The organism is Arthrobacter sp. YAF34, assembly GCF_052113245.1.
Taxonomy (GTDB): domain Bacteria; phylum Actinomycetota; class Actinomycetes; order Actinomycetales; family Micrococcaceae; genus Arthrobacter.
The window spans coordinates 1-16,416 of the sequence record NZ_JBFRCV010000011.1 but is presented as its reverse complement, the minus strand read 5'-3'; the positions used below and the strand labels follow the sequence as shown (position 1 = coordinate 16,416).

Genomic DNA, 16,416 nt, shown 5'->3' with positions numbered 1-16,416 from the left:
GGCCCGGTGCACTGACGCGGCGCGAAGTGTGCCGTAGGCTCACCGCATCCAATCTTCCCGAGAAAGAGCAGACCACGTGACAAGTGTTCCCCCGCCCCCAGAGAACTACTGGCCCTCTGGCCAACCGCAGGCGCCCGGTCCGTCCCCCAGGGTGCAGGCGGGGCCGCCGTTCAGTAAGGCCGCGATCGCAGGGTTCGTGCTCGGCTGCGCCGGGCTCGTCGTCTTCGCCTTCGTCGGCCCGCTCGCGACGGTCATATCACGCGTCGGCCTGCGGCACACCAGGGAACGCGGGCTCCGCGGGCGCGGCCTCGCCATCGCCGGCATGATCCTCGGGGTCGCCGACTTCGCGTTCTACCTCATCAGCCGGTACGTCATGCACCCCTGAATCCACCTGCTGCCGCCAAGCCTCCGGCGTGGCGGTGGACAAATCGAACGGGCACAGTCCCATCGTCATCCCGACCCCCAGCGGACGAACTCCGGCACACCACACAACGCCCCATTTTGGGATCAAATAGTAGATGCCCCGCCGACCGCAGACCCTCACTCTGCTGGAGTTCGGTTGGCGCGTCGTCGCACCCGGCTCGAACATTGCGGAACACGTGAACTTGCCGGGCCGTCCGCGTCGCCGCCAGCGTCAGTCGACTGGGAGGCCGGCCTTTCGCCGCTTCGCGTCGGCCCGCGTAAGTTTTATCAGGCCGCCGAGGCGGGAGACAACATAGACCACGAAGCAGCACGCTGCAGCGATTAACCAGCCAAGGACCTTGAACAGCGTTCCGTCACCAGTATTGGCGTGAATAAACGACAGAAACATGAAAGGCACCATGAGACTGAGTCCACCCAGACCCACGAGGAATTGATACTTTCGAAAATACTCCAGCGTCTTCTTGCTGTACTTCCCGGATCTCTCGAATGCGTCCATGCTCATCTGCTCTGGCAGCCTTCCTTCGCTGTGGTCCGGATCATCCGGTCTCCAGGCCCCGTCCGGGCGGTGGCACCGCCCACATTGTTCCGTCAAAGAAGTCCTGCCCCTACCGTTTGCATTCCGCGGCGCATTAGCGATTGAGTCCACATCTTCCGCTATGGACCCATCGAATACTCCCGCAAGCATCGAAGAGTTCAGCCGAATCCTGCCCAGAGTGGGTACCGATCGGACCGTCCTTGCGGGGCTCCAATCAAGTTGCGCACTCACGGTAGAGGATCCTCCCTGGCACACCGCTCAGAAAGCACTCAACGAGGATTGGTACCGCACTTCGTTTAGTACGGAACCACCCATCGTCAGTTCTTTGATGGTGCCGTCCATTGTCATGCCCATCCGTTCGTAGAAGTGCCTCCCACGCTTATTCGTCTCGAGAACCCAAACGGTGAGTGCGGTGTGGCCGCTGTTGCGTAGCTGATTGAGTGCCGCGTCCCATAACTGACGTCCGACTCCGGCACCAACGTGCTCCCGAACGAGGTACAGGGCAGTCACCTCTCCGGTTAGCGCGTCGGCGTCATTATCCCGGCTGCTGTCTGCGTGGACGAAGCCAACGATGTCCCCGCCAGCCACGGCGACCAAAGGACGAGGAAGCATCTCCTCGTGCAGCATTTGGTTCCAGCTTGCCGCTCGCTGATCAGCATTGAGTCTTTCCAGAACGACATCGGAGATTAGTCCGCGGTAGGCCCACTTCCACGCGTGGACGTGTACCAGCGCGAGGTCCTGTATGTCCTGATCTTTGGCAGGGCGGATCTCAATCGTCGTCATATGCCTATTCAACAGGGGTAGAGCGGGTCAGTAGAGAATCTGGCTCGGCACAACTCACCGCCGGTCACGAATTTTCACCTCGAAGCCGTCCGCAAGACGATCGCTGTACGTACAGCGCAGTATGTCGTCTTGCGAGGAGTGACGGTTCGGGTTGGCCCCTGTGACTACGACATCAAACTCGACTTGTCCAAGCAGTCGGTGTGTCGGAGGCCGAGCCCGTTCCTGGGCGTCGTGGTGGCCCGCTCCCCCACAATTTTGTGCGACCTGCAGCCAAGCCTGCTTCGCTTTTGTCGCTCTGATCTTCATGGTGCTGGGCCGTTCCCCGCCGAGAGTCAGCGCGCCACATGCCGCTCGTGATCCGAAATTCCCACGGGGCTCCCATAAAGCAGGCGAGAGTGTTGACACTGTCCACACCCCCTTTGGCAGGACAAATGGAGCCCCTGCTGCTCCCGCGCCGCAGACGAATCGATCGTGATCGCAGCTGACTCTTCCCGCAGGCCCATCCTTTACCGAACACTCCAGCCGGTAAATCAGGTCCTAAATGCTCACATGCCGATGGAACTACCCGTTCGGTTTGCAGTTCCGGTCATCGGACACGCGCCGGCAGTAGGGTCGAGCTGTGAATCCTACAGAGAGCCGACAACCATGGACCTTCGCGGCGGTGTGCGTGATGGTCGCCGCGCTGACGCTCCTAATGTTTGGCCTGCTTTGGGGGTCGGTGATCGAGCTGCTGCCTGGCTATGTTGCGGCGTACCTGCTGATCGGAGTGTGCATATTCGGTCCCTCCCGGAAGTTGCCGTCGCTGCGGCAAGCCGTGGCGTTCCTGCTGCCCGGCGCCGTGCTGGTTCCCCTGGCACTTCTGAACCTGGGTTTCTGGGGCGGCGGCTGGCTGCTCGGCCTGCCCGCCTGGGGACTCCTGCTCAGCCGATGGACACCAGAGGACCAGCTCAAGCCTGTCCAGCTGCTGAAGTTCCTAGGGCTGATGGTGCTGGGCTTGGTAATCTTCACGTTCAACGTCATCTACCCGGTCTTTAGCCTCGGCCTGTTCCTGCTGCCAATCATTCCGCTCACCCGGTTGGCCTACTCCGAGTACCGGGCAAGGCTACTGCAGGCGGCCGCGGAGGTTCTTGTGGCCATAGCTGCTGTCGTGCTAGCCCTAGTGATCCCCGCACCTGACGGCTCATGGTCCTCGCCCCTGACCTACGCAGGCGGAGCGGCGACCGCAGGCCTGATGATGGCCTATTGGGCCTGGGGACTGCCGCGCAGATATTCCCGGCTACGGCAGTTCGATGACGGGGCAGTTGTCTAAGCACTGATTCTCCTGCTCACGGTGCCCGTTAGCCCTCTGCGGGACGCCTGCGCGACGAGATGGTGCCTTCGATGGTTCGGACGGCGTCGGCATATTGCCGCTTAAGCCCAGGAACTCGGACCGATCTTGTCGTCTGGCATGGAGCCCTAGCTGTGAGTTGCGTTCGCTGACCCGGTGGGTAGGCTCGCGGCATGTCACAAGGTCGGTCTGACTCAGCAAGCCCGGTCCGGGCTCCGCGCCGAAGGAGAAATCAATGAGCAGTTCCGCATTGCCGGTGCTAATTGCCGGAGTATTTTTCCTGCTCTGGGCGGCAATCTTTCTCACGTGGGCGCCCGTGGACACTCTCCGCATGGTCACTGGCATCATCTTCGTGCCGATCGGCCTGGCACTGATCCTCAAGCACTTCATCGGCCGCCGACCCGCGAAACGCGAGCACTCCATGGCCTCAGCCGATGACCACTAGGACCCGAGCGCTCCGTAGCTTGGCCGTCTACACGGCCGGGTTCCTGCCGTTCGCTCTCTTTTGGCGTTCCATCGGCTTCGTGCCGTCCGTGCTGGTCGGCGTCATAGCCACGTTGGTGGTCGCTCTGATGTTTCGCCGGCACGATCCAAAGTCCCGCGCAGCCCGCACGCTCGACCAATCCACCGAACGGGCGAAATGATGGGCGCCGGACGATGGGCATTTCTCGTGTTTGCCGTAGTGCTCCTGCTCGTCTCGGTAACTCTTGCCCTGCAGGGATCTGCGGGCCTGTGGTTCACCGCAGTGGCCATGGGAATCGCGATTTTCACTACCCTGCGCTCAGGACTCAAGCAACGTCGCCAAAACCAAAGCAGCTCGGCGTCAGAAAGCTAGCGCGGCGGCTGTGTGAGTTTCCCGCGGCGCAACCAGAACGGCGCTGAGGTCAGCCCCACCACCGTGTGGATAAGTCAGCTTGAGTCAGGACCGGCCGGTCGAGGTCATGGCCCAATCTGGGGACGTCGGGTGCCCAGCCAGCCCGACAAGCGTCAGTAAGCCGGTGGCCCAACGGACGCTCGCGTTCGCTAGGGGGCTCCTTCAACGGACACTGCATTCATCAGCTCGCCATCACGGCGTCGCACCAGCTTCAACCCGTATGTGGTTTGCTACTCTTGCCCGTCGCTGCCCCGTGCCAGCTACTAGGCTGGCGCCATGGAATCGTTGCCCAATGCTGCGCCCGGTGAATGGCTCAAGCCTCTGTTGGATATCGTGTGGCACGACATGCACGCTGTCGTGCCACGGGGCTTTCCCGCCTACGCCAGGATCTTCCATCCGGTTGTTCGGGCCCGCCCTCAGGACACCGGAACGTGGCACGGGCATCCCCGAACGGACGTCCTCCCCCTCGACGAGGAACCGGTCCGCTGGTCTGTCGTGGCGGGTGCTTTCGGGACCAAGATGCACCCGTTGGCCCAATTCCACCGACTCCTTGGGCAAGTACCGAACCGGCAGGAAATCTTCGACAGCGAGGGCTGGCGTTATTCTGAACCCCTAACCGGCAATCTCGCACCGAACGTACTGGCAGCAGTGGCTGCCCGCCTCTGCGAACACACCTCAACGCCGGACAAGGGCGTGTCTGCGATATGGGAGGGATGGGGAGGCCTTACAAGCTCCATCGGCTACGCCCGGCTCACTTTTTCAGACGACTCGACTTCCGTGGAAAATACTCCCGATTTTGCCGCACTCGACGGTGGGTCTGGTTCCGGCCTGCTACCGACAGAGGTGATCAACGGCGGAACACTGAACCTGCCGGGCCGCGCCTATTACCTCTTCAATGCCGCGCCACAGTTTTACCGTGACCCGGGTTGGGTGAATCACGTGCCCTGGCACCATTCCCCACAATTCCCGCAGTCACCGAGCGTCCTTTGGCCGGCGGACAAAAGCTGGGTCCTGGTTACGGAAATAGACTTCGACTCCACGGTGGTTGCGGGCAGCCATGAACTCGTATCGGCACTAGTGCGGGACCCCGCCATCGAGGCACTGCCTCTGGACGAGGGAGCAGACCTGACATGGGACGCCGACGTTCCCAACCGTCCTAGGCAATAGCCGAACCCTTCACTTCAGTGCGGCCCATGGTGCTGGCACCGTTGCTTCTAAATGCGTAGACAGCCCACTGAGGCTATCCCGATGAGGGATCGGCGGATTCAGGCGGTCATTGCAACAGGAGTCCTTCGATCAACAAGCGACTTAGATCCGGTCTCATCCAGTTCCCCCTGTATGTACTTCGTCGACCGTACCGTTTTCAGCACTGCACGCTGCCCCATCCGCGTCCGAAAGGGGATCCTCTTACGGGACAGTGAATCCGCGCGTGTCTTTTAACCCAAGGTTTCGCGATGCTCTGGAGCGGAGCAGCGTGCCTCGAGTTATCGGCGATGGCCTGTGTTATCAAGTCCTACGAAATGCGATTGGCCCAAGGTCTGATCGCGGTGAAAGTCACGAAGCTCCCGCTCCGTATCCGGGTCCGATCCCGCAGGGGGCCGGAGCGACTTCCGTGAGATGTCGCGCCAGATAGACGCAACGACTATGACCAGAGCGCCGATACCTAAAATAATCCATTCCATGGTTTCCCCTAAGGTGCCAGTCTAGCTCGCGGCCTTTGCCCCGCGCTAAGAACTTAATGCCCCCACGGATGCCCGTTGAAGGATCCCTCAACGTGCGTCACCGGACTCTGCGCTTGGGGCTCATCCATCGTGGCGCGAGTTCTCAATAAGCCTCGGACATGTGCCGGTATGACACCGCGGCGAACGCACTGCCCACCAGGACTCCCGTGACCGCCCCGACAACCGCTGGCACGGCTGACATCGGAAGAATGCTGAAGAGCACATAGCCCAGCGCGCCCGAGCTGATGAACGCCACGACCCCGGTGACGAGGGCACGGGTTTTACGGGTCGCCGTGGTTACGAGGAATCTGGCCAACAAAACAGCGCCAGCAACGAGCAGTCCCAGGATTGCTATAACGAACCCTTCGAGGACCAGGAAGAACAGACCCCAGACGAGAGCATAAGCATTGATTTCGTGGCCCCATGCGTGACTCAGAATGTGAACTGCGGCTCCGGCCGCGCCCAGGACGGCACCGAGGCAGAGCAGTCTGACCGATACGTTTCCGGTGCGCCACCACCCCGGCCGGGTGCTGTTTTCCGCCATCCTTATCCCTGTCTGTTGAAGAGTTGCCTGTGCCGGGAGGACCTATTTGTTGATCGGCTTGTCCAAGTCGAGGCTGATGGTCTGGCACGGGGCGAACTCATCCCGCGACGGGGCGAGGTCGTACCAGGCTCCCGCGCCGCCGGTGAGCGGGCGGTTCGCTGATCTCAGATCAGTGACACCGAAACGGAACTCCACCTGACGTTCGTTGTCACCGGGTGCGGTGGTGTAGGTCAGCGGGATCCCGGCCGCGTCGGCGGTGAAAGAGCCCCGGGCGCCGTCGATCTTGAGTCCACCGGGTATCAGCCGCACCCTGGTGCCCGCCGGCACGGGCCGGTCCGCGGCCAGCGACGGGTTGTACTGCAGCAGCTGGGCCGTGCTGCAGCGGAACTTGTAGCCCAGGCTGTCGAGAGAGTCGCCGTCCACAGTGGTGTAGAAAATCGCCTGCCCGAATGAATTTTTGACGGCGGTACCCGTGCCGGACCTGCTGTCGACCGGGTTTTTCTGCAGCCGCAGGTGCTTCCCGGCGAGGAGAAAATACACGCCGCCCTTCTCGTACGTAATGGCGACTTTGTTCGCTTCTGCCAGCTGCTCGTCGGTCAGTCCGAACCGGTACGTGATCCCGCCCACGGTGTCGTTGGGTGCAACCACATAGCTGGTGGGGATGCCCTTGGCATCGACGACGGCCGTTCCCTTCGCGCCGAGGATCGGACCAGGGGCGGGGATGAGGCGAAGTTTTGTCCCCGTTGCCAGGGTTCCCTGTTGGTGGAGGGCGTTGAATTCAGCGAGCTTTGCCTCGGAGAGCCGGAAGGAGTGGGCCACCATCTCAGTCGTGTCCCCGGGGAGGGTCGTGTAGAAGTCCGCATTGCCGAACGAATCGGACACCACCGGCCCCAGCGCCGACTGCAGTCCGACGTCGGCCGCGGCGGCCGTCGCTGATCCTGTTGGAGTGCCGACCCCAGAGGCGACCGGTTGCGGAGACGGATCGTAGGAGCATCCCGCCAATCCTAACGAGAGCAGGACGGCGGTTATTGCGAATTTCCAGACCTCTTTCGGGCCTGCTCCTTGCTGCGTTTCCACGGTCCCCCTGTACTTTGTGCGCCTGCTTACGAACATGCGCAGACCACCACCGTGGGTCTCACTCATCGTGGTTCAACTCCCCCAAGCCGGGCCGCACTGCGGCGCTTCCGACTGATCCTATGCCGTGTGCCGGTTCGAGGGCGTTGAGCCTCGCGGTGAGCCAGCCGAGCGGCTGGCCGATGCCCCGACCCTGCATCGGAACAAATACCGGCCACGGCCGTCCGGTTGAGGATCCTTCACCGGGCAGGTTCGATGCCCGACGTGCAAGGATGGGGGCCATGTTGGCAGATTTCGTGAAGGCCTTGAATCAGGGCAAGAACCCTGACTTGTACGAGCTGGAAAACGCGGCCATGGACCGCAAAGGCATCGTTTGGGACGCGCTCAGCGCCGCCGCACCATGGGCCGGGAAGACCCTTCTGGACCTTGGTTGTGGAACAGGATTCTGGCTTCCGCGATATGCGACCCACGCCCGCGAAGTATTTGGGGTCGAACCCGACGTCGATCTCTTGCCCTGGGCACGCTCACGGACGCCGGAAGCCCGGGTCCTTCACGGTTCTGCAGAACACATCCCACTCGGCGACGCGTCAGTTGACGTCGTCCACGCTCGATTTGCATATTTCTTTCCAACACCCGGAAATGACTGCTCGGCCGGGCTCGCAGAGGTCATGAGGGTCCTGCGTCCGGGCGGCACGCTGGTTGTCGTTGACAACGATCAAATCAACGGTGACTTCGCCGACCTCCTCGCTGTTAGTTCCGCTGCCGAGAACCAGGGCCATGAAGACTATGTACGGGAGTGGTGGTCAGCCCAAGGAGCACACACCACCGCAGTAATGAGCACTTGGGAGTTCGACACACCACAAGACCTTCGTGCTGTCGTTTCTATGGAGTTCCCGGATGGCACCGCACAGACCTGGCTGAACGCCGATCCGGATCGGTGCCAGCTGACTTACGGATACTTGCTCCATCATCTCAGCCGCCCTGCAGCCCAGGGCGGTACACGGTAAGCGCAGCGGCACCTGTGTTTCCGTTGCCCGACGAGCGCAACGTCGCCGACCTTGATTCCCGACGGCACTCGCACAAACGAACGACACTTATCCAATGAGCAGGCCTCATGGGAGACGCTTCGGAGAACCGCCTGTTAGTCGGTGGCCCAACGGGCGCTCCAGCGTTCGATAGGGGATCCTTGAACGGACAATCGCCGGTGGCGTCCGGTAGCCGATCGTATTTGAGATGCCCGCGGGAAGTAGGCGGCGTTAAGCCCGGCTTACCGTAGGACGCATGAGCAACGAGCCGAGAAATCACAATGCCTGGCACGGGTTGCTGGACACGCCTCGACTTGTAGTTCAGCGAGCCAGCCACTGCTCGCGTGTGATGGCGTACTCGACCTCGCCCAGCTCGCTGCCGGGAAGGGACTGATCGAACTCCGCGCCGAACGTGCGGATGTGGCGCAGGCCCACGGCGGCCATCGTCGCCCGCGACGCCGTATTGACGACCATCGTCTCGGCGAATACCCGGTTCAGCCCGAGGTCTTCGAAGCCGTGCCGGAGGAGCTCCCGGGCTCCCTCGCTGGCTAAACCCTTCCGCCAATGCCGGCGCAGCAATCGGTAGCCGAGCTCAGCCTGTCCCTCCACGGGGCCCTGGTCGGCTCGCTCAGGGGGCTCAAGGATCCACCACCCCACGAACTCGCCGTCGACGAACCCAGCCCAGAAGCCGAGGCCGGGCACAAGCTCCGCAACCGCTAGCCGGTTCAGGTGTAGTCCCTTGACCTCGTCACGCGTTCGCGCGCGGCCCGCGCCCAAGTATCTCATGACCTCAGGATCTGAGTCGAGCTCCACCTCATACTCAAGATGGTCGTCCAACAGAGGGACGAGCCGGATGCGATTGGTCTGTAGCGAAGCTTGGCCCATGAAGGCAGCCTAGCCTGCGAACTCGACTCCTTCGCGAGGACAGAGGAACGGTAACCCATCCTTGAGCGAGACACGTCCGCACTGGAAGTGCCTCCGCGCGGTCTAACGCCGCGAGAATACCTTCATGACCTCTCACGACGATGACTTCGAGATGCCTTTCACCCCGGTGCCGCGCGACTTTCCTGGGCACAAAATGCCGCCATCAGTCCCGCCCGGAATGCGACTTGAACTGAGTCGCTCGCGCATCGTCAGCGGTAAGGAGCACGCGTTCGAGGAGTGGATGAACATGCTCAATTCGCGACCCGACGAACTGCAGAAAGGCCTCTCGGCGGAGCGTGCGGTCTTTGAGGCATCGTTCCGTAGTGTCGAAGCCGACGGTTCGACCTGGATCTATCATTTAGCTCTCATGGGCGAGGAATCGGGTGGCCTCGACGAGTCCATCCCCATTGACGCTGGCCATGCGGCGTACAGCCGGAGCGTCAAAGAACCGGGCTGGGAGGAACTAGAACCTCGCTTTATGCTCACGCCAAATCATCTCCTCGAAGCGATGAAGCGCTGGGCCGCCACCGGACGCGAATGAGATCTGGACTGTGGCGGGCGCCGTAGGCTCGACTGGTTCTTGAGCGCCCGCAAGCGGATCCCTCAACGGACACTTTGCGGGACTGGTCTAGCACGCCAGGGCAGCCACGGTCCGGTGTACCTGTTGCATCGGAGAACAATGTACTTACTGGCAACAAAACTGCTGTACTGGCTAACGAGGCCCGCAGCGCCGGTCGTCGGTGCTCGAAAATGCGCCGACCACCTCAGCGCTTCCAAATCAAGGAACTGACACCATGACCGTTTCTCACAACCACACAGACTCACCCAATGTGATCCCGGGTATTGTTCAAGCCTCCATCTTCATGGTGGGGGCTGTCGTCTACGGCATCATGACCGTCTCGGCGGGAAGCCCTCTCCTGTGGGCGCTCTACGTTGTCCTCCTTTTCTTGGCTGTGGCCCTCTCCGTCGGGGTGCTGCGGTTCCGGATCAAGCGAGAACCAAAGCCTCGATGGATCATCCCGCTGGCGTCTGCCGCTCTCATCGTCGCCATCATTTTCGGCGCCGCGCACACCGCTCTCGGCCACTAGATCCCGGATCTCAAAGGGTCAGCGGGCGACCTCGGCCATCAGCTCCGTCCAGTAACGTCCGTATGGGGATCCTTTACCGGGCGTCAGATTTGATCGGCCGCCGCGATTAGACGTTCAACCACATCCGCCAGTTCTGAGACCGGTCGACGACCATCGAGTTCGAGTGTCGCTCCGTTTCGAAGAAGCGGTTCGACGTCGAGAACGTATCGGCGGATCACGGACTTGTCAGCCTCTGAGTTGCCGTAGGGATTGTTCGCACGAACCGAGACTCGCTCGATGAGGACTTCTACCGGTGCGCTTAGGAGAACAACCGCGGCGAAACGGTCATAGAAGCGACCTTGATTCTCGACAGTCCCCGAGACGACCAGGGACGAATCAGATGCGAGAAGTGCCGACATGCGCGGTTCATCCCATGTTCCGTCAGGAAGCACCCAGTCGTCGTAGTCGGTGTCGATCGTTCGGTAGCCCCGCTTGGACAACTCGCGCAGCACAGTTGTCTTTCCCGCCCCTGACATGCCGGTGATCAGAACTTGAGACATGGGAGCCAGCGTAACCGGCGCGCCAGTGTGTCCATAAGCCGATGGGCAATCGGCATCACGAGTTAGGCTTCGCGTATGCATGCGATTGAAGACCCTGTGGAAGCTGCGGAACTGGCAGTCTTTGCGCGCAAGTCGCAATCGCTTGCCGCAGCGGCGGCCGAGGGGTTGCCGGGGAAATTCGAATCCCACCGACTCGGTGGATTGAAGGCCACCATCGCAACCGCAGATCAGTTCGATTTCCTCAACACCATTGAAGGCGTCACCGATCAGTCCGTAGCGTTCGTGCCCGACTTGCAGATGAGATTCGCTAACCCGCAACGGACAACAATCATCGCGACCCACCCGTCGCAAGAACTCGTGCACCAGCTGCGAAACCAGGGATACGAGCCGACGGCACCGCGGCCCATCGCGTACCTGAGCCAGAATGATGACTTTCGAGCCGGGAAACTGGACGTTGCCGGGTGGCAGGTGCATGAAGTCTCGACCAAAGACGAGGCCACACTCTTCATGGAAATTCTTGAGGCAGGATATGCGGCAACGAGCGCTGTCGCGGCTCTCATTCGGGCCGAGCATGCACTTCCGTCAATCCGTCGTTTCATCGCCCGGCGCGACAATCAGCCCCTCGCCGCAGCGGCAATGTCCATACACGCCACCGGCGCTGTGCTAGGTGGAGCATGCACACTCTCAACAGCGCGAGGCGCGGGAGCACAGAGCGCGTTACTGTCACACCGACTTCGCCTCGCAGAAAGCCTGAATATTCAGCTATCTGCGGCCACAGCGGCACCCGGATCGCCAAGTATCCGAAACCTCGCAAAGCTGGGGTTCACCATCGTTGAACGAACCGCCTGGCGTCGCAGGTGAATACGACGAATTATCGACCCGTAAGGCGAACCTTGGGTTCTTTACCGGGACATCAGAGTGATTCACAAGGGATTCAGAACGTCGGATCTCCTGCGGGCTCCGGATTACGCCGTCCCGTTTCAAACGGACTCGTTCTGACCAGATTCCGCCAGGGTGATCCCGGCGACAGACCAGTTCTCGCGGGGGAGCTCGTGCAGGATCACCCGGATCGTGTCGGGACGGATTTCCATGACCTCGGCGTAAGTAGCCGTTAGCGCAGCCAACAGCTGACGCTTCTTTTCAGTGGAGGCAGGGGAAGCATTGAGAACCTGAATGAGGGGCATCCACAGATTGTGACATCGTCTCCAACGGAACATGTGGACGTCGAATCGACACGATGTGTCCGGAAGTGAGCATTTCGTTGGGGCCGGCCATCGCGGTCACGCTGGACCCGCCCATAGGCGCGTCCGGTGACGGATCGTTGTCAGGAAAGACGAGCTCGACGCCGGGAAGACGGGACTCCCCGCTGGATTAGGCTGTGAACAATGACATCGATGAGAGTCGTGCCCCGCGAGCAGTGGTCACAACAGCCCATTCAACCGACCGCCGGGTCCTACTGGCTTCGATGCAACCGAATCATCAAGGTGGTTCTCGTGATGCTGGCTGGCGTGGTTGCTTTCGCCCTTGTGGCCCGCGGGATCCACCCGACACCATGGTGGATGGTCTGGATTCCACTCTCCATTTTTGTGCTTTCCTGCGTCTATCTCATGACCATAAGTGCCTTGTCCCTGCGCCCCTACCGTGCAGAACGCCGCCTCGGATATACGACATGGCCCTCAGGTCAGGAAATTGAAACCTATAAGGGCAAGCGCCCCAAATAAATGGGCCTTCCCTGGTAAGTGTCTCGCCCCCGCCAAGAGGTCTCAGCTTGGCTGCTAACGGGGAAACGAGGCCATTTAAAGCATCAGCCACACCTCGCTGTCATGCCCGTTAGCCGGTCGATCACCGTGCCCAGGAAACGCGCCGCTACGTTCCGTGCAGGTGCTGGCTCAGTCCATGTATGTGAATCGCAACGCTAAATGGCGTTCTTTTTGCAGCGCTAAGTGGCGCTCCTAGCAGTCGGCGCCGCGTCGGTCTTCAGAGGGTGCGCCTTTGGAGCTCGCGGTACACCGTCGTCCGGGACACCCGGAACAGCTCAGCCAGTTCGGCCTGCGTATGTTCGCCGGCATCGTGCAGGGTCAGAAGGTGTGTCCGCTGCGTCTTGGACAATTTGGGCTGCTTGCCTTTCAGCCGCCCCTTCGCTTTTGCGACCGCCATACCCTCGCGGGTGCGCATCCGGATCAGATCCGCCTCGAACTCGGCCACCATTCCCAGGACGTTGAACAGCAGCCGGCCTACCGGGTCGATCGGGTCGTGACTGTTGCCGCCGAGACTAAGAACAACCCCTTTGGCTGTCAGCTCATCGGCAATGTCCCTGGCATCAGAAAGGGAGCGCGCCAGTCGGTCGAGCTTGGTCACCACGAGCGTATCGCCGGCCCGGCACGCCGCCATCCCCTCACGGAGCCCAGGGCGCACCCGATTCGCTCCCGTAAGTCCGTGATCGACGAAGATCTGGGCCTCCTCTACCCCCAGGGCAAAGAGGGCCTTGCGTTGGGCGGTAAGGTCCTGGTCGTTCGTCGAGACCCGGGCATAACCGATCTTCATTCCAGTCATAGGGAGCATGGTTGCAGTAATCCCCCCGTCACCGTGCATTTGATCGTGCGGGTCTTACGTACATGACCCAGGCCAGCAACTGCGCGGAACGTGGAGGCGGGCTTCCGCGGTACAGTGATCGACCGGCTTACGGGCGCCCCATGAAGGACACTTCTTGGCACTAGAGTTCGGAAATTGGTTTCAAATCCTCGTTACACTTTGTGCACTGCCGGACATTAACCGGGTATGAGCTTGCAGCCAGACTTGGGGGAACGCTTGGACTTGGAGCGGAAGAAGTTCTTTTTGGCAGCGCATGCGGCCTGCCATGATCGCATTTATCGTTATTTCCGCCGTCGAACGAACGATCCGGCTACCGCCGAAGATCTTTGCGCGGAAGTCTTCCGGATTGCATGGGAGAAGTCTGGGGACGAAGGCGACCTTTCGGTGCTCGTTCTTTTTGGTGTTGCAAGGAACGTCCTGCGAAACCATGCGCGATCCGCTATCAGGTCCGCAAATCTCCTGTCCTCCTTGCACAAGCAACGGGCCGAACGCTCCGATGACTCCGAATCATCGGTGCGTGAGGCCTTGGCTGGGTTGAAACCCGACGAGCGCGAAGTGCTTCTACTGACTTACTGGGATGGATTCACGTCCAAGGAAGTTTCGGATCTCCTTAATACCAGTGCTACGGCGATAAGAATGCGCCTTCATCGAGCGCGCAAGGAACTCAGCCATTTACTTGAGACAGAGCGACAGTCAGAGGAAGCACAACGATGAGTAAAGACGTACTCTCCGAACGCATCAACTCTGCCGATCCGGCACTGGAAATAACCGAGGCCGAGTTCGCCAGAAGCCGGGCCAAGAGCCTCCTGTTTATGGACTCGGAGGTCACCCATATCGCTGTGGGCGGGTCCATCAGTGAGTTTCACCGTCCTCCAGCCAAACGCCATTGGGGGCGCTTGTCCGGGGTAGGTATTGCTGCGGCTGCTGTCGCCGCCGTCGTCGTCACAAGTGTTCTGACGGCCTCAGCCCTGCAAACACCGCCGGCTGAGACAGCGGCCACCGCGGCTTCGCCGACAGCCAACGTCCAGGCCTTGTCCTCCGGTCCTATGCGCGATCTGTTCGCGGCGGCCGATGAGGTGCTGGTCCTCCAAGCACTGCCGAACAACCGGGCGTGGAACAAGGCCTACGAAGAATTTATGGCCTCACCGGACAACCTGGGTAAAAAAATGCCGGGACTCGGAACCGAGCCAATTAATGTCCTTCAGGTCCTGAAGGGTTCCCGCACCGTAGGGAAATCCACGCTGGATGTGGCCTCGGCCCCGGACTCGTGGAAGGACACCAACACCGTGACCCCCCTGACTTTCCTCGCCTTCGCGGCCCGGGGCAACGACGGCAAAATGCACCTCATGGGCCAGCCGAAGGCACTACTGGAAATCCAGAACCTCCGGAGACCGACCCTTGCCGACCCGGTCACCCACAAGCCTGTCGACGTAGGCGCCGAACTGCTCTCGCGCATCAACGCCGCACCTACCGGCGATACCCGAATCGCCACCTATCCAGCAGCTCCTCCGGTAGCAGCCGGCAACGATGTCATCCGCGAAGACAAGAAAAACACTGACGGTACATCTGAGGGGACCATCCACGGGCGCCTGGGCGCCGGCGAGGCGTGCTTCACCTTCCAGACTAGTAAGGAGACGGTCTACCTGCGCTGGCCGGCGGGCTACACGGCTGCCACCAGGTCCCTGCCACAGAACTCCGACGGCAGCTTCAGCATTGACGGGTCCTCCCGCGGCGACAGGCCGGTTGTACTCAATGACTGGGGCACCATCTATGCCTACGACGGTGACCCGCGGCCGCTGATCACCGGCACACGGACGACCGAGAAGGCTTCCTGTGGCAGTGAATCCCTGCCTGTTTTCGACGTCACACCCCCGTGGCCCGGGGCAAGCCCCTTCGGGAAAAACCCCCAAGGCGGACCTGCGCTGCCTTAGCGGCTGCGACGCGAAGTGCCCCATCGCCTGCCCCATAGCACGCGCGATCCCCGTCCAAATTAGAGGTCCCGAGGAACCGACGGCAAGAGTCGTAGTCTGCTGGGAAGAGAAAGGCCCGGGGAGGGTAAATCGTTTGCCACCTCGGGACCACAGCAACAGGAAGGGTCGACAGGCTCCATGAGTATGGACGCATTCGAGAGGTCCGGGAAATACAGCAAGAAGACACTGCAGTATTTTCGGAATTATCAATTTCTGGTGGGACTGGCTGCGATGGGTCTCATGTTCCCATTCATCCTTCTGACGTTCATTCACCCCGACACTGGTGGTGGAATGCCATTCAAAATTGTTGGTTGGATTATCGCAGCCGCAGCCTGCTTTGTCGTCTACGTTCTCTGCCGTCTGGTCGGTCTAATTCGACTTACGCGGGCCGATGCGAAGCGGAGAAAGGCCGGCCTCCCACTCGACTGATGCTGCGGCTACCCTCATTCCTCGAATGTGGGGGCGCTCCCTGAGGAGCAACGCCCGCGGAAGTTCCCGAGCCTACGGCACACGGGTAGTGCGTTCCATTAGCCGATCCCCTATCGAACGCAGGAGCGCCGGTTAGACCACCCTCTATCGGGCGGGCCCGGGGTCTGCTCTGGCCTGGCTTCACAAGAGAGTCGCCCCACATTCAACTCAGTGAAAACTGGTCCGTTGCAGTGGTATAGCGAATGACTGGCGCGCCGCTCGAGCCTTCGTCTCTAATCACAACATCTCGACGAAGCGTGGTTCCGAGCTTCTTCATCACGTGGGCTATGCCGGCTCTTCGTGGTTTGTGGGGAATTGATTCCGTGTCGTAGCTAAAGAAGGGGCCCGTGGCCCTGCTGGGATGAGTGTGTCTAGCATTCAACCAGGAACAGGACCACGAGCCTTGACTGAGCCTACCGGGGCGGCGCCTGACGCTGCCACCTGCTGGGATGAGTGTGTCTAGCATTCAACCAGGAACAGGACCACGAGCCTTGACTGAGCCTACCGGGGCGGCGCCTGACGCTGCCAC

The 16,416-nt window shown here is 61.1% G+C and carries 20 protein-coding genes; 12 read left to right on the top strand and 8 right to left on the bottom strand.

Annotated elements, in window-relative coordinates; genetic code table 11:
* The first annotated feature begins 76 nt into the window (after positions 1–76).
* Positions 77–385 (top strand): DUF4190 domain-containing protein, encoded by a 309-nt coding sequence (locus AB4Y72_RS14160; protein ID WP_441426795.1) that lies wholly within the window; start codon positions 77–79, stop codon positions 383–385.
* Positions 386–634: 249 nt separating this feature from the next.
* Here the strand turns inward: AB4Y72_RS14160 and AB4Y72_RS14155 are convergent, their stop codons facing one another.
* Positions 635–925: a hypothetical protein gene (locus AB4Y72_RS14155; RefSeq protein ID WP_441426794.1), complete on the bottom strand. Its 291-nt coding sequence runs from the start codon at positions 923–925 to the stop codon at positions 635–637.
* A gap of 291 nt (positions 926–1,216) precedes the next feature.
* Positions 1,217–1,741, bottom strand: a complete 525-nt coding sequence (locus AB4Y72_RS14150; protein ID WP_441426793.1) for a GNAT family N-acetyltransferase — start codon at positions 1,739–1,741, stop codon at positions 1,217–1,219.
* Positions 1,742–2,360: 619 nt separating this feature from the next.
* Here AB4Y72_RS14150 and AB4Y72_RS14145 point away from each other — a divergent pair.
* The 4 genes from AB4Y72_RS14145 (at position 2,361) to AB4Y72_RS14130 (ending at position 5,109) form a co-directional block, all read left to right on the top strand.
* Positions 2,361–3,050, top strand: coding sequence for a hypothetical protein (locus tag AB4Y72_RS14145; RefSeq protein WP_441426792.1), 690 nt, complete (start codon positions 2,361–2,363; stop codon positions 3,048–3,050).
* A 253-nt stretch (positions 3,051–3,303) separates the two neighbouring features.
* Positions 3,304–3,513: a hypothetical protein gene (locus tag AB4Y72_RS14140; protein ID WP_441426791.1), complete on the top strand. Its 210-nt coding sequence runs from the start codon at positions 3,304–3,306 to the stop codon at positions 3,511–3,513.
* Entirely contained in the window at positions 3,503–3,712 is a 210-nt protein-coding gene (locus tag AB4Y72_RS14135; RefSeq protein ID WP_441426790.1) for a hypothetical protein, read from the top strand. The genes AB4Y72_RS14140 and AB4Y72_RS14135 overlap by 11 nt, the downstream gene beginning before the upstream one ends.
* A 506-nt stretch (positions 3,713–4,218) precedes the next feature.
* On the top strand, positions 4,219–5,109 hold the full coding sequence (locus AB4Y72_RS14130) for a hypothetical protein (protein ID WP_441426789.1): 891 nt from the start codon (positions 4,219–4,221) through the stop codon (positions 5,107–5,109).
* A gap of 657 nt (positions 5,110–5,766) precedes the next feature.
* Here AB4Y72_RS14130 and AB4Y72_RS14125 read toward each other — a convergent pair.
* Together AB4Y72_RS14125 and AB4Y72_RS14120 are read right to left on the bottom strand one after the other, a co-directional pair.
* Entirely contained in the window at positions 5,767–6,207 is a 441-nt protein-coding gene (locus AB4Y72_RS14125) for a hypothetical protein (RefSeq protein WP_441426788.1), read from the bottom strand.
* Positions 6,208–6,249: 42 nt separating this feature from the next.
* The gene (locus AB4Y72_RS14120; RefSeq protein WP_441426787.1) at positions 6,250–7,284 is read right to left on the bottom strand and encodes a LysM peptidoglycan-binding domain-containing protein; all 1,035 of its coding nucleotides are present in this window, start codon (positions 7,282–7,284) and stop codon (positions 6,250–6,252) included.
* A gap of 278 nt (positions 7,285–7,562) precedes the next feature.
* On the opposite strand from AB4Y72_RS14120, the gene AB4Y72_RS14115 reads away from it, so the two are divergent.
* Entirely contained in the window at positions 7,563–8,288 is a 726-nt protein-coding gene (locus AB4Y72_RS14115) for a class I SAM-dependent methyltransferase (protein WP_441426786.1), read from the top strand.
* 339 nt (positions 8,289–8,627) lie between these two features.
* On the opposite strand, the gene AB4Y72_RS14110 is transcribed toward AB4Y72_RS14115, so the two are convergent.
* The gene (locus AB4Y72_RS14110; RefSeq protein ID WP_441426785.1) at positions 8,628–9,191 is read right to left on the bottom strand and encodes a GNAT family N-acetyltransferase; all 564 of its coding nucleotides are present in this window, start codon (positions 9,189–9,191) and stop codon (positions 8,628–8,630) included.
* Positions 9,192–9,315: 124 nt separating this feature from the next.
* Here AB4Y72_RS14110 and AB4Y72_RS14105 point away from each other — a divergent pair, with 124 nt between their 5' ends.
* Together AB4Y72_RS14105 and AB4Y72_RS14100 are read left to right on the top strand one after the other, a co-directional pair.
* Positions 9,316–9,771 (top strand): DUF6176 family protein, encoded by a 456-nt coding sequence (locus tag AB4Y72_RS14105; RefSeq protein WP_441426784.1) that lies wholly within the window; start codon positions 9,316–9,318, stop codon positions 9,769–9,771.
* Positions 9,772–10,024: 253 nt separating this feature from the next.
* Positions 10,025–10,318: a hypothetical protein gene (locus AB4Y72_RS14100; RefSeq protein ID WP_441426783.1), complete on the top strand. Its 294-nt coding sequence runs from the start codon at positions 10,025–10,027 to the stop codon at positions 10,316–10,318.
* A gap of 83 nt (positions 10,319–10,401) precedes the next feature.
* Here the strand turns inward: AB4Y72_RS14100 and AB4Y72_RS14095 are convergent, their stop codons facing one another.
* Entirely contained in the window at positions 10,402–10,857 is a 456-nt protein-coding gene (locus AB4Y72_RS14095; RefSeq protein ID WP_441426782.1) for an AAA family ATPase, read from the bottom strand.
* 75 nt (positions 10,858–10,932) lie between these two features.
* Here AB4Y72_RS14095 and AB4Y72_RS14090 point away from each other — a divergent pair, with 75 nt between their 5' ends.
* Positions 10,933–11,718: a hypothetical protein gene (locus AB4Y72_RS14090; protein ID WP_441426781.1), complete on the top strand. Its 786-nt coding sequence runs from the start codon at positions 10,933–10,935 to the stop codon at positions 11,716–11,718.
* A 119-nt stretch (positions 11,719–11,837) separates the two neighbouring features.
* Here AB4Y72_RS14090 and AB4Y72_RS14085 read toward each other — a convergent pair whose 3' ends face one another.
* Positions 11,838–12,041, bottom strand: a complete 204-nt coding sequence (locus AB4Y72_RS14085; RefSeq protein WP_441426780.1) for a tautomerase family protein — start codon at positions 12,039–12,041, stop codon at positions 11,838–11,840.
* A gap of 210 nt (positions 12,042–12,251) precedes the next feature.
* On the opposite strand from AB4Y72_RS14085, the gene AB4Y72_RS14080 reads away from it, so the two are divergent.
* On the top strand, positions 12,252–12,578 hold the full coding sequence (locus AB4Y72_RS14080) for a hypothetical protein (protein WP_441426779.1): 327 nt from the start codon (positions 12,252–12,254) through the stop codon (positions 12,576–12,578).
* A gap of 256 nt (positions 12,579–12,834) precedes the next feature.
* Here the strand turns inward: AB4Y72_RS14080 and AB4Y72_RS14075 are convergent, their stop codons facing one another.
* The gene (locus AB4Y72_RS14075) at positions 12,835–13,410 is read right to left on the bottom strand and encodes a recombinase family protein (RefSeq protein WP_441426778.1); all 576 of its coding nucleotides are present in this window, start codon (positions 13,408–13,410) and stop codon (positions 12,835–12,837) included.
* 225 nt (positions 13,411–13,635) lie between these two features.
* Here AB4Y72_RS14075 and AB4Y72_RS14070 point away from each other — a divergent pair, with 225 nt between their 5' ends.
* Both AB4Y72_RS14070 and AB4Y72_RS14065 read left to right on the top strand, forming a co-directional pair.
* A complete protein-coding gene (locus tag AB4Y72_RS14070) occupies positions 13,636–14,163 on the top strand; it encodes an RNA polymerase sigma factor (protein WP_441426777.1) in 528 nt (175 codons plus the stop codon).
* A complete protein-coding gene (locus AB4Y72_RS14065; RefSeq protein WP_441426776.1) occupies positions 14,160–15,380 on the top strand; it encodes a hypothetical protein in 1,221 nt (406 codons plus the stop codon). The genes AB4Y72_RS14070 and AB4Y72_RS14065 overlap by 4 nt, the downstream gene beginning before the upstream one ends.
* The last annotated feature ends 1,036 nt before the right edge of the window (positions 15,381–16,416 follow it).